This is a genomic window from Arthrobacter sp. 9AX (assembly GCF_902506095.1).
In the GTDB taxonomy this organism is placed as follows: Bacteria; Actinomycetota; Actinomycetes; order Actinomycetales; family Micrococcaceae; genus Arthrobacter.
The window spans coordinates 2,296,246-2,308,871 of record NZ_LR733293.1 but is presented as its reverse complement, the minus strand read 5'-3'; the positions used below and the strand labels follow the sequence as shown (position 1 = coordinate 2,308,871).

Annotated in this window: 9 protein-coding genes; 5 read left to right on the top strand and 4 right to left on the bottom strand. The window is 66.2% G+C overall.

Going from position 1 to position 12,626, the window contains the following annotated elements; all coding sequences use genetic code 11:
- A complete protein-coding gene (sufB, locus tag BACI348_RS10545; protein WP_159825588.1) occupies positions 1-1,464 on the bottom strand; it encodes a Fe-S cluster assembly protein SufB in 1,464 nt (487 codons plus the stop codon).
- Positions 1,464-2,297, bottom strand: coding sequence for a helix-turn-helix transcriptional regulator (locus tag BACI348_RS10540; protein ID WP_159825586.1), 834 nt, complete (start codon positions 2,295-2,297; stop codon positions 1,464-1,466). The genes sufB and BACI348_RS10540 overlap by 1 nt, the downstream gene beginning before the upstream one ends.
- A gap of 138 nt (positions 2,298-2,435) precedes the next feature.
- Here BACI348_RS10540 and BACI348_RS10535 point away from each other — a divergent pair, with 138 nt between their 5' ends.
- The 3 genes from BACI348_RS10535 to BACI348_RS10525 are packed head-to-tail and all read left to right on the top strand — an operon-like array spanning position 2,436 to position 5,156.
- On the top strand, positions 2,436-3,404 hold the full coding sequence (locus tag BACI348_RS10535; RefSeq protein WP_159825584.1) for an ABC transporter ATP-binding protein: 969 nt from the start codon (positions 2,436-2,438) through the stop codon (positions 3,402-3,404).
- Positions 3,401-4,204, top strand: coding sequence for an ABC transporter permease (locus BACI348_RS10530; protein ID WP_236557522.1), 804 nt, complete (start codon positions 3,401-3,403; stop codon positions 4,202-4,204). The genes BACI348_RS10535 and BACI348_RS10530 overlap by 4 nt, the downstream gene beginning before the upstream one ends.
- Positions 4,205-4,211: 7 nt before the next feature.
- Positions 4,212-5,156: a COX15/CtaA family protein gene (locus BACI348_RS10525; protein ID WP_159825582.1), complete on the top strand. Its 945-nt coding sequence runs from the start codon at positions 4,212-4,214 to the stop codon at positions 5,154-5,156.
- 81 nt (positions 5,157-5,237) lie between these two features.
- Here the strand turns inward: BACI348_RS10525 and BACI348_RS10520 are convergent, their stop codons facing one another.
- Positions 5,238-7,571 (bottom strand): SulP family inorganic anion transporter, encoded by a 2,334-nt coding sequence (locus BACI348_RS10520; RefSeq protein ID WP_159825580.1) that lies wholly within the window; start codon positions 7,569-7,571, stop codon positions 5,238-5,240.
- Between the two features lie 290 nt (positions 7,572-7,861).
- A complete protein-coding gene (locus BACI348_RS10515) occupies positions 7,862-8,818 on the bottom strand; it encodes a heme o synthase (RefSeq protein ID WP_159825578.1) in 957 nt (318 codons plus the stop codon).
- Between the two features lie 542 nt (positions 8,819-9,360).
- Between BACI348_RS10515 and tkt the strand changes: the two genes are divergently transcribed.
- Together tkt and tal are read left to right on the top strand one after the other, a co-directional pair.
- Entirely contained in the window at positions 9,361-11,478 is a 2,118-nt protein-coding gene (gene tkt / locus BACI348_RS10510) for a transketolase (RefSeq protein ID WP_159829994.1), read from the top strand.
- Positions 11,479-11,505: 27 nt separating this feature from the next.
- Complete coding sequence (tal, locus tag BACI348_RS10505; RefSeq protein WP_159825576.1) at positions 11,506-12,621, top strand: transaldolase; 1,116 nt, start codon at positions 11,506-11,508, stop codon at positions 12,619-12,621.
- The last annotated feature ends 5 nt before the right edge of the window (positions 12,622-12,626 follow it).

Here is a 12,626-nt window from a genome sequence, read left to right as displayed (position 1 = left end):
TTATCCGACGGACCCTTCCATCTGCAGTTCGATCAGGCGGTTCAGCTCAAGTGCGTACTCCATGGGGAGCTCGCGGGCAATCGGCTCGATGAAGCCGCGGACGATCATCGCCATGGCCTCGTCTTCGCGCATGCCGCGGGACATCAGGTAGAAGAGCTGCTCTTCGCTGACCCGGGAAACAGTTGCCTCGTGGCCCATGACAACGTCGTCCTCGCGGATGTCGATGTACGGGTAGGTGTCCGAGCGGCTGATGGTGTCCACCAGCAGGGCGTCACAACGGACGGTGTTGGCGGAGTGCTTGGCGCCTTCACGGACCTGGACCAGGCCGCGGTAGGCTGCACGGCCGCCGCCGCGGGCCACCGACTTGGAGATGATGGAGCTCTTGGTGTTCGGCGCGATGTGGACCATCTTGGAGCCGGTGTCCTGGTGCTGGCCTTCGCCGGCGAACGCGATGGACAGGGTCTCGCCCTTGGCGTGCTCGCCCACGAGGTAGACGGCCGGGTACTTCATGGTCACCTTGGAACCGATGTTGCCATCGACCCATTCCATGGTGGCGCCCTCTTCGCAGATGGCGCGCTTGGTCACCAGGTTGTACACGTTGTTGGACCAGTTCTGGATGGTGGTGTACCGGACGCGGGCGCCCTTCTTCACGACGATCTCCACCACGGCGGAGTGCAGCGAGTCCGAGGTGTAGATGGGTGCGGTGCAGCCTTCGATGTAGTGGACGTAGGAGTCCTCGTCGGCAATGATCAGGGTGCGCTCGAACTGGCCCATGTTTTCCGTGTTGATACGGAAGTATGCCTGCAGCGGAATGTCCACGTGGACGCCCTTGGGGACGTACACGAAGGAGCCGCCGGACCAGACGGAGGTGTTCAGCGAGGCGAACTTGTTGTCGCCCACCGGGATGACCGTGCCGAAGTATTCCTGGAAGATCTCCGGGTGTTCCTTGAGCGCGGTGTCGGTGTCCAGGAAGATGACGCCCTGGGCTTCGAGGTCCTCGCGGATCTGGTGGTACACAACCTCGGACTCGTACTGCGCGGCAACGCCGGAGACGAGGCGGCTGCGCTCAGCTTCCGGGATACCCAGCTTCTCGTACGTGTTCCGGATGTCCTCGGGCAGGTCTTCCCAGGTGGCTGCCTGCTTCTCGGTGGAGCGGACGAAGTACTTGATGTTGTCGAAGTCGATGCCGGACAGGTCCGCACCCCACGTGGGCATGGGCTTCCGGTCGAAGTACTTCAGGCCCTTGAGGCGCAGGTCCAGCATCCACTCCGGCTCGCTCTTCTTGGCCGAGATATCCCGGACAACCTCTTCGTTGAGTCCACGGCGTGCGTTGGCGCCGACATCGTTCTTGTCAGCCCAGCCGTACTCGTAGTTGCCGATGCCGTGGAGCTCGGGATTCTTTTCCAGAATCTCCGAGATCACAGTGTTTTCGGCGACTGCTTTCTCTGATAGTTGGTCCGTCATCACGGCCTTTCTTGCTGATGGTTGTTTACTTCATGCAGGCTGGCGGGGGCTGCGGGCTGCCTTGTGGGCACCGGGACAGACAGCCTGCCTGTAGGTATGTGGGTGGTGCAGACGTGCCCGCCGCGGGCCAGGGTGGAGAGCCGGCGGACGTCCACGCCCACCAGCCTCGCGAACACTTCGGTTTCCACGTCGCAGAACACGGGGAACCGGGCGGCAAGCTGCTGGATGGGGCAGTGGCCCTGGCACAGCTGGACGCTGGACAGTGCTGCCGGGAGCGGAGGCTTGGCTTCGATGGAGGCGGCGCTGGCAACGAAGTTGTCGCGGCTCAGTGCTTCGGCCAAAGCCCTGGCGCGGTCAGTCACATCGGGCCCGGCCTTGTCGATTTCCGGCGCGTACCGGCGCTCCATGTCAGCAAAGCGTTCAACGGCGAAGGCTCGGACAGCGTCCGGGCCCGCCATTTTCTGGAGCTGCTGGAGGGCCAGGGCAGCGATATCGAGGTAGTCGTTGCCCAGGCTCGACTGGCCCTGCGAGCTCAGGACGTAGCGGCGGGCAGGCCGGCCCGCGCCGGCGCCGGACTTGGCCACGCGCTTGACCTCGATCACGCCTTCGCGCGAAAGGTGGTCCAGGTGGCGCCGCACGGCTGCCGGGGTGAAGCCCAGCAGCTCACCGAGTTCGGCGGCGCTGACAGGCCCGTGCTCCAGAACGGCGGAGAGGACCCGGTCCCGGGTACGCTCATCGGCGTCAGCCACAGGACCGCCGGCCGGGCGGCCGCGGTCAGCGGGAGCCAGCGGCGCCTCGTGCCCGGCAAGGGGCACAGCAGTAGCGTTGGTCATGGAATACACAACACAATAGTGTCGTAATTTAGTCCCGCGTTCCAGTAAGGACAGGCTGACCTGAGCAGGCAGCCAGCTTCAGGATGCAGCAGCGGCTCAAAGGACGGCGGAGAATACTACATCCCGTAGAATACTGGGGTGCGATCCCCCCAAGCCCCGGTTCTGTCCATCAGCGGGCTAGTTAAGGATGTTGGTCCGCTTGCCGGCCTGGACGGAAAAATGCTCCGGGTGGTGAGCGGCGTCTCCCTCGTCGCTGAACGCGGACAAGTGACTGCATTGCTCGGTGCCAACGGCGCCGGAAAAACCACCACTCTCGAGTGCGCGCAGGGCCTCCAGAAGCGCTCCGGCGGCACCATCTCACTGCTTGGCCAGGACCCGGCGGCGGCAGGGGCGGACCTGCGCTCCCGCGTCGGTGTGATGCTCCAGGACGGCGGGCTGCCGCCGTCGTCCCGGCCCGTTCCCTTACTGCGGCACATCGCCGGACTCTACCAAAACCCGTGGCCCGTGGACGACCTCATTCAGCGGCTCGCCATCGATACCTTCAGCCGCACCACCGTCCGCCGCCTTTCCGGCGGGCAGAAGCAGCGCCTGGCCCTGGCCGCCGCGCTGATCGGCAGGCCGGAAGTGCTCTTCCTGGACGAGCCCAGCGCCGGCCTGGACCCGCAGTCCCGCCAGCTGGTGTTCGACCTCATTGCCGAACTGCGCGACGCCGGAATGGGGATCATCCTCACCACCCACCTGATGGACGACGCCCAGCGACTGGCTGACTATGTTTACATCATCGACGGCGGCCGGAACGTCGCCGAGGGCACCGTCCAGGAACTGCTCCAGCGCAATCCTGGAGTGGAGGCGGGCGCCGAACACATCCGTACCCTCGAGTTTGAGGCAGCGGCGGGATTGGATGTCGACGCCGTCCTGCCGGACGGCATTGCCGTGTCCGAGACCCGCGCCGGGAGCTACTCCGTTACGGGCAGCCTGACCCCGGCCCACCTCGCGGCCCTGGCCCGCTGGTGGGAAGAGCACAACATCATGCCGGCTTCGATGAGCCTGCAGGCGCGTAGCCTTGAAGACGTCTTTCTGGACATCTCGGGAAAGGACATCCGATGAACGGGACAGCGCCCGGTCCGGCCGCAGGCAATGCCCCTCTCGGCGGCGTCTCCGGAATCCAGCAACCCGCCCCCCTGCTGCGGCGGGTCCTGCTGCAGGGCAAATACGAGGCCCTGGCCATGCTCCGCAACGGCGAGCAGCTGATCCTGGCAGTGGTGTTGCCGCTCCTGGCTTTGGTTGGCCTGACGGTGACGCCCTTCCTTGACCGAATAGGGGGCAGCCGCGTCGATGTTGCCGTCCCGGGAATCCTGGCCCTGTGCGCAATGTCCACGGCCTTCACCGGCCAGGGCATCGCCACCGGCTTCGACCGCCGCTACGGCGTGCTCCGCTTCCTTTCCACCACGCCGCTGGGCCGCGGCGGCCTGATCGCCGGCAAGGCCCTGTCGGTCCTGGCGGTGCTCTGCCTGCAGGTGGCCGTCGTCAGCGCCGTGGCCTTTGCCCTGGGCTGGCGGCCCGAGCCTGCCGGGTGGATCCCGGGGCTGCTCCTCCTGGCGCTGGGCGCCGCCGCCTTTACGGCGTTGGGCCTGCTGGTGGCCGGAACGGTCCGCCCGGAAGCCACCCTTGCCATCACCAACCTGCTGTGGATCCTGCTGGGCGCCCTTGGCGGAATCGTCATCCCGGCGGAGCGGCTGCCCGCCGGTCCCCAGTCATTGGTTCACTTCCTGCCCTCCGGCGCCCTGGGGGAATCCCTGCGCGAAGCTTTCCTTGGTGGCACCTTCAATGGTGGCGCCGCCCTTATCCTGCTGCTCTGGACGGTCATCGCCGGAGCAGCTGCCATCCGTTGGTTCAAGTGGAATTGAGATATCCGTGAGCACGGCGTCACGCCTTCCCCAGTTCGTTAACCGCCTGTCGTCCCGGCTGCCCCGCACCGTAGACGTCCGGGTGCGGCGCCTCGCCGTTGCTTCGCTGATCGGGCAGACCCTCCTGGTGGTGACCGGCGGCGCGGTCCGGCTGACGGCATCCGGGCTGGGCTGCCCCACGTGGCCGCGCTGCACCGACACGTCACTGGTTAACACCCCGGAGATGGGCCTCCACGGTTTCATCGAATTCGGGAACCGCCTCCTCACGTTCGCCCTCGCCGCCGTAGCGGCGCTCATGCTGGTCTACTTGTGGAACCTTCGCAAGGAGCGCCGCGACCTTTTCCTGCTGGCACTGGGCCTGCTGGCCAGCATCCCGGCGCAGGCCGTGATCGGCGGCATTACCGTCCTGACCAACCTCAACCCGTGGGTGGTGGGCCTGCACTTCCTGGTGTCCATGGCGCTGGTGGTGTTTGCCACCCTGCTGGTGAACCGGGCCTACGGCCGCACCGGACGATTCCCCGCCGTCCGCCACCATGCCTTGCCGGGGATCATGCGTCCGGTGACGGCCGCCGTCGCGCTCTTTTCCGCCCTTGCCGTGATGCTTGGGGTGGTGGTCACCGGAGCCGGGCCGCACGCCGGCGACGCCGATGCTCCGCGCAACGGTCTGGACTGGGACTTGTTTTCGCACATCCACGCCGTGCCCGCCTACCTGGTGACGGCCGGGACCCTGGTGGCTCTGGTCCTGGTATTCCTGCGCCGGATTCCGGGACCCTTCCGTACCGCTGTTTTGGGGCTCCTCGGCGTGACTCTTCTGCAGGCGGTCATCGGATTCACCCAGTACTACAACGGCATTCCGGCGCTACTGGTTGGTGCCCACATGCTCGGGGCGGCGCTGCTGATGGTGGCGTCCACCAACGCCTGGGATCTCGCCAGGTCCAGTCCGCTGGCGTAACAAGTCCAAGCAACACAGCGCCCCCGGTTCGCTTCGAACCGGGGGCGCTGTGGCATTAGCCGCAGATGGATATCGCTCCTGTCACCGGGAAAACGCCGGGGCAGCAGCCTTCGCGGCTGCCTGCGCGGGATCAAGGAACTGGATGCCCGCCGGCTCCACCAGCAGAACGCGGGCGGTGGCGATGTCGTAGAACAGGCCCGTTGCCTGCACCCGGCCTGCAGCCAGTTCCGGGCCAACCACCGGATGGCACTCCAGCTTGCGCAACTGGACGGCCACATTGACCATCGCCAGCTGGTCCACCCGGTTGTAGCCCGCGGCCTCAGCCGCCAACGCTACGGGATGGTCCGCGAGTTCCTGATAGCTGGGCCGCGCGTGGTTCAGCCAGGCATTAAATCCGGCGCCGAGCGAATCGATGCCGTTTCCTTCGGCGTCCGCGATCAGGGCTTTCATGGCGCCGCAGTTGGAGTGCCCGCCGATGACGATCGAGTCCACGTGGAGGGCCTTCACCGCGAAAGACAGCGCCGAGTCGATCGAGGCGTCCTGGCCCTCGTGGCACACCACATTGCCGATGTTGCGCAGCGTCAGCAGGTCACCGGGGCCACTGCTGGTAATCAGGTTGGGGTTCACGCGGGAATCCACGCACGCAACAAACAGGGTGTCCGGGTTCTGGGCGTCCGCCAGGTCCTGGACGAGGGGCTGGACCTGGTCGGCGAAGCGCCGGTGGTACTTGCTGATCCCCTGCAGGAGCGATCCCGTCGCCCCGGTATCCCCGACGGGTGCGTGGTCGGCCCCGTCTCCCGGGGATCCGGCAGACTGCCAGGAGGTCCTGGGCGGAAGCGGAAGTTCCCTGGCCTCCTGACGCTGCGGTGTCCGGTGTGCGGCGTCCCGGAAGAGGGTGTTTCCGTGTTCCTCCAGGCGGACGTTGCCACCGGCGGCCTGGTGCTGCTTCTGCCAGGCGATGAGGGCTTCGCGGAAGGCGTGGTCAACGTAATCCGCGTTCAGCTCCACCACAACATCCTCCCCCGCCGGAACCGAGTGCAGCACCCGGTTCAGCCGCGGCAGGGCGAAAAAGCTGCAGGACCCGGCGATGGTGATCCGCCAGGGGTCCGACGGCGAGACGGGCCGGTGAGCGTGGACTGCGGCCCGCAGCACTCGCCACAGCACGCTGGCCGCGGCCAACGCCAGGCCAATCATCACGCCCTCGAGCAGGTTCAGGAACACCACGCAGAGCAGCGTCACCACATAGATCAGGAGGTCGCCGGTCCGCAGGCTCGTGCGGATATCGGCAACCTTAATCAGGCGGGCGCCGATTACCACCAGCAGGCCGGCCAGGACGGAAAGCGGGATCAGCTGGATCAGTCCGGCGAAGATGGCCGAGAACGCCAGGATCCAAATGCCATGCAGGACGGCAGAGGCGCGGCTGGCGGCGCCGGCCTCCACATTCGTGGCACTGCGGACAATCACGCCTGTCACCGGCAGCCCGCCGAGGGAGCCGGACAGGATGTTGGCCGCGCCCTGGCCCACGAGCTCCCGGTTCAGGTTGGTGCGTGCGCCGGTGTGCATTTTGTCTACCGCGACTGCGGACAGCAGTGATTCGATGCTGGCGATCAGGGCCATGGAAATGACGGCGAAGGCGACGGCACGCCAGCTGCCCTCCGGCAGCTGCGGCAATGCAACGGCGTCGAAAATGGACCCCTCGAAGGAGATGCGCTGGACGCCTGGAGCGAAAGCTACGGACAGTGCGGTTCCGACAACGACGGCGGCCAGCGGCCCCGGAACGCGGCGCACCGCGCCGGGAAGGTACTTCCAACCCAGCAGGATGCCCACGACAGTGAGCCCCAGCAGGGCTGCGTGCAGCTCAACGTTGGTGATGGCCGCCGGCAGCGCGCCCAGGTTCTCCAGGGCCGAGCCGGCGGGTTCGGAGCCCAGCCACACGTGGATCTGCTGCAGGATGATGGTGATGCCGATGCCGGCAAGCATCGCCTTCACCACCACCGGAGAGACGGCCAATGCGGCGCGCCCCACGCGGCTGATGCCGAGCAGCAGCTGGACGACGCCGGCCGCCGCTGTAATGGCGCACGTCGCCTGCCAGCCGAACTCCTGGACCAGCCCGGCCACGACGACGGTCAGCCCCGCCGCGGGTCCGCTCACCTGGAGCGGCGATCCGCCCAGGCTGCCGGCCACGATGCCGCCGATGGCGGCGGCGATCAGCCCGGCCATGATGGGCGCCCCGGATGCTGCGGCGATGCCGAGGGACAGCGGCAGGGCCACGAGGAAGACCACCAGTGAGGCCGGAACGTCGGCACCGGGATGGCCGAGGAAATCCGGCCGCCGGAATTTCCTGCCGTCTTTTCCTGGTGTGGGTGGACTGTGGACTGCAGTGGGGACGGCGGAGGGACCTGGCGCCTGTGTCATGGAATTTCCTTTGCTCGCGGGCAGGAGTCCATTCCACCGTAGCCAGATAGTCACGCTAACTGACAGACCAGGTGACGCATATGACAAAGTTGTCAACCGTTTGGGCTTAACAAAGTTTTTTGGGGAACGGTGCGGGAGCGTCAGCCGTTGAGGTGCCGCAAGCGGGTGCGCGTTGGGGGCGAGTCAGCCACAGGTGAGCGCGCGTTAAGGACCAGGCCGGCACGAGTGAGCGCGCGTTGGCCCTCGGGCAGCCGGGAGCGAGGAAGCGTGGAGACGCTGAGGTGCCGGGTTCAGCCGGCCATCACAGCGGGACCGACGAACGGGTCCACTGCGAGGGCGATGAAAAGCAGGGTGAGGTAGCTGATGGAGCCGTGAAAGACCTTCATGGCCCGCTTGTCCGAGATGTCCTCGCGCTGGGCCCGGTTGTAAAGGGAGTGCGATTCGTACAGGAACCAGGCGCCCGCCAGGACGGCCGTCACGGTGTAAACCCAGCCCGCTCCGCCGGCGGGAACCATCAGCAGCGAGCAGACCACCATCGCCCAGGCGTAGAGGACCACCTGGACCGAGACCACCTTCGCGCCGGCGATGGCGCCGAGCATAGGCACCTTGGCGTTGCGGTAGTCTTCGCCGTACCGCATGGACAGCGGCCAGTAGTGCGGCGGCGTCCAGAGGAAGATCACCATAAAGAGGATGACGGCGGGCCACTCCACCGAGTTGGTGACGGCCGCCCAGGCGATGAGGACGGGGAAGCAGCCGGCGGCACCGCCCCACACGATGTTCTGCGCGGTGCGGCGCTTGAGGATGATTGTGTAGATCACTACGTAGAAGAAGATGGCGCCCAGTCCGAGCCAGGCGGACAGCGGGTTGGCACCAAACCACAGGATGGCGATGGCGGCGGCGCCCAGCAGCCAGGAGAAAATGAGCGCTTCGCGCGGGGTGACTTCGCCGGTAACCAGCGGGCGGTTCTCGGTGCGGTGCATCAGCTTGTCGATGTCGCGGTCGATGTAGCAGTTGAACGCCCCGGCGCTGCCTGCGGCGAAGGCGCCGCCCACCAGGGTGGCCAAAATCAGCCCGATGGAGGGAAAGCCTCGTTCGGCGTAAATCATGGTGGGCAGCGTGCTGACCAGCAGCAGCTCAATCACGCGGGGCTTGGTGAGGGCGAGATACGCCTTTGCCTTACGGGCAATCCCGGCGCTTGTCCGGGATGCGTTCAGCGGCGTATCTGTTGTGCTCACGGTGGCAGTCACCCGTTCTGTTGGCAGTTCTGTCTGGCTGTCCAGCTGTGTCGTTTGGCCTTGCCCGTCCGGGCGCCAGCGGAACCATCGTTCAGTGATCCGCGCACCGGCCGGGAGTCCCCGGGTGGCCACAGAGGTCCGCAACCCGGTGCTGGCCTCCAAATATCATACCGTGCCGCTCCCCTCCCAACGGCCCGTCACGCAGCCACGGCAATCGTCCCCGGATTGGTGCTGGTGATTGCTCGCGCAGCGATTCGAGCAGATTAACTCACGCTCACTTCAGAAGGATTCACATAAGCTGAAATTGCGTCCACAACGTGAGATTTTGGCCGCCCGAAGAGTGGAATGGAGCTAAGCTGTCACCAGATCAGCACGCAGCAGGAAAGCGGTGGAAAACGCATTCCCAGACTGTCCAGCGGCTGAGTGAAAGATCAACGTTTCGATGGTGAGCGGCTGGTACAAACCGCAGCGGGCGCCCCACGGCGTGCCCTGTAAACGGAGCCCGTGTACAGCCTGCCATCAGCACAGAGAGGGGCCCGGTTTTCGTGCCACATTTGGAAGAGCAAGAACTGTCTTGGACCAGCTTGGACCAGCGCGCGGTAGACACCATCCGCGTCCTGGCCGCGGATGCGGTGGAGAAGGTGGGCAACGGCCACCCCGGAACGGCCATGAGCCTCGCGCCGGCCGCATACCTTCTCTTCCAGAAGCTGATGCGCCATGATCCGCGGAATCCTGAGTGGCTGGGTCGTGACCGTTTCGTCCTGTCGCCGGGCCACACCTCACTCACGCTCTACATCCAGCTGTTCCTCTCCGGCTACGGCCTGGAACTGAAGGACCTTCAGGCACTGCGCACCTGGGGGTCGCTGACCCCGGGCCACCCCGAGTACAAGCACACCGCGGGCGTGGAAATCACCACCGGCCCGCTGGGCCAGGGCCTGGCCTCCTCCGTGGGCTTCGCCTACTCGCAGCGCCGCCAGCGCGGCCTGTTCGATGCCGACGCCGCCCCCGGCACCAGCCCCTTCGACCACACCATCTGGGTGATCGCTTCCGACGGCGACCTGCAGGAAGGCGTCACGGCTGAGGCTTCCTCGCTCGCCGGCCACCAGGAACTGGGCAACCTCGTGGTGATCTACGACGAGAACCACATCTCCATCGAGGACGACACCGACATCGCCTTCACCGAAGACGTCCTGAAGCGCTATGAGGCCTACGGCTGGCACGTCCAGCGCGTGGACTGGACCAAGACAGGCGAATACAAGGAAGACGTGCAGGAGCTCTACTCCGCACTCCTCGCCGCCAAGGCCGAGACCTCCAAGCCCTCCATCGTCTCGCTGCGCACCATCATCGGCTACCCGGCCCCGAAGAAGCAGAACACCGGCAAGATCCATGGTTCCGCCCTCGGTGCCGAGGAAGTGGCAGCACTCAAGGAAGTCCTGGGCTTCGATCCGGCCAAGTCCTTCGACGTCGACCAGGAAGTCCTGGCCCACGCCCGCTCCGTGGTTGACCGCGGTGCAGCCGCCAAGAAGGAATGGGAAGAATCCTTCAACGCCTGGCAGGCAGCCAACCCCGAAGGCGCTGCCCTGCTGCAGCGCATCGAGGCCAAGGAACTCCCCCAGGACGTGGACGCTGCCCTTCCGGTGTTCCCCGCCGGTAAGGACGTCTCCACCCGCGCTGCATCAGGCAAGGTCCTGAACGCGCTCGGCCCGGTGCTGCCCGAACTGTGGGGCGGCTCGGCCGACCTCGCAGAGTCGAACAACACCACCATCGAGGGCTCGCCGTCGTTCGTCCCCACGTCCAAGCAGACCGACGCATGGAAGGGCAACCCCTACGGCCGTGTCCTCCACTTCGGTATCCGCGAGCACGCTGCCGCGTCGATCGTGAACGGCATCAGCCTGCACGGCCGGACCCGTGCGTTCTCCGGCACGTTCCTGATCTTCAGTGACTACCAGCGCCCCGCAATCCGCCTCGGCGCCCTGATGGGTGTGCCGTCCCTTTACGTCTGGACGCACGACTCCATCGGCCTCGGCGAGGACGGCCCCACCCACCAGCCGGTGGAACAGCTTGCCTCGCTGCGCGCCATCGTGGGGCTGGACGTGGTCCGCCCCGGTGACGCCAACGAAGTGGCAGTGGCGTGGAAGACCATGCTGGAGAACCACAGCAACCCGGCCGGCATCGTGCTGACCCGCCAGAACATCCCCACCTGGGAGCGCGGCGACGGCGCAGCCGACGGCGCCACGTTCGGTGCTGCAGCAGGCGTCGCCAAGGGCGGGTACGTGCTGGCCGAGGCAGCCAGGGACGGCGCCACCGTCCCGGCCGACGTGATCCTCATTGCCACCGGCTCCGAGGTCCAGCTGGCAGTCCAGGCCCGCGAAGCCCTGCAGGCTGAAGGCATTGCCGCCCGCGTGGTCTCCATGCCGTGCGTTGAATGGTTCAACAAGCAGGACGCCGCCTACCGCGAAGCCGTCCTGCCCGCCGCCGTCAAGGCACGCGTGTCCGTTGAAGCAGGACTGGCCCTGGGCTGGAAGGAATTCGTCGGCGACGCCGGCCGCTCCATCAGCCTCGAGCACTACGGCGCTTCCGCCGACTACAAACGCCTCTTCCAGGAGTTCGGCATCACCGCGGAAGCAGTTACCGCCGCTGCCAAGGACTCCCTCGCAGGCCTGAAGGCCTAACAACCCATTTCTGAGGAGATAAACACCATGACTACTCCCACCCAGCAGCTCTCCGACGCCGGAGTATCCATCTGGCTCGATGACCTTTCCCGCGGACGCCTCGAAACCGGCACCCTTCGCAAGCTCATCGAAGAGAAGAACGTGGTTGGTGTGACCACCAACCCGTCCATCTTCCACGCCGCGATCACCTCCGGCACGGACTACGACGCCACCATCGCCGCCCAGGCAGCAGCCGGCGCCAGCGTCGAGGACACGATCTTCGAAATCACCACCACCGACGTCGCCGACGCCTGCGACCTGTTCGCCCCCGTGGCAGCAGCCACCAAGGGCGTGGACGGCCGCGTGTCCATCGAAGTCGACCCCCGCCTCGCGTGGGACACGGCCGGCACCATCGCCGAAGCCAAGCACCTGTACAAGAAGGTCAGCAAGGACAACGTCCTGATCAAGATCCCGGCCACGCTCGAAGGCCTGGAGGCGATCACCGCCACCCTCGCCGAGGGCATCAGCGTCAACGTGACCCTCATCTTCTCCCTGGAGCGCTACCGCGCCGTCATCAACGCCTTCCAGGCCGGCCTGGAGCAGGCCAAGGAAAACGGCCACGATCTCTCCAGGATCCACTCCGTGGCTTCCTTCTTCGTCTCCCGCGTGGACACCGAGATCGACAAGCGCCTGGACGCCCTGGGCACCGACGAAGCCAAGGCACTCAAGGGCAAGGCCGGCGTCGCAAACGCCCGCCTGGCCTACCAGGTCTACGAAGAGCTGTTCGCCACCGAGCGCTGGGCCCTGCTGGCCGAGTCCGGTGCGCTCCCCCAGCGTCCGCTGTGGGCTTCCACCGGCGTGAAGGACCCGGCCTACCCGGACACCCTCTACGTCACCGAACTCGTTGCTCCCGGCGTGGTGAACACCATGCCCGAGAAGACGCTGGACGCCACGTTCGACCACGGCGTGGTCACCGGTGACACCATCACCGGCACTTACGCCGAAGCCAACGCCACGCTGGACGCGCTCGAGAAGCTCGGCATTTCATACAACGACGTCGTCGCCATCCTCGAATCGGAAGGCCTGGACAAGTTCGTGGCCAGCTGGAAGGAACTGCTCGGCGACGTCGAGGGTGCCCTCGCCTCCGCACGGAAGGCTTCCTAACCAAC

Bases quoted from the DNA above. Each gene is read 5' to 3' on its own strand.
- sufB (WP_159825588.1), bottom strand. From the start codon at position 1,464: ATGACGGACCAACTATCAGAGAAAGCAGTCGCCGAAAACACTGTGATC.
- BACI348_RS10540 (WP_159825586.1), bottom strand. From the start codon at position 2,297: ATGACCAACGCTACTGCTGTGCCCCTTGCCGGGCACGAGGCGCCGCTG.
- BACI348_RS10530 (WP_236557522.1), top strand. From the start codon at position 3,401: ATGAACGGGACAGCGCCCGGTCCGGCCGCAGGCAATGCCCCTCTCGGC.
- BACI348_RS10520 (WP_159825580.1), bottom strand. From the start codon at position 7,571: ATGACACAGGCGCCAGGTCCCTCCGCCGTCCCCACTGCAGTCCACAGT.
- tal (WP_159825576.1), top strand. From the start codon at position 11,506: ATGACTACTCCCACCCAGCAGCTCTCCGACGCCGGAGTATCCATCTGG.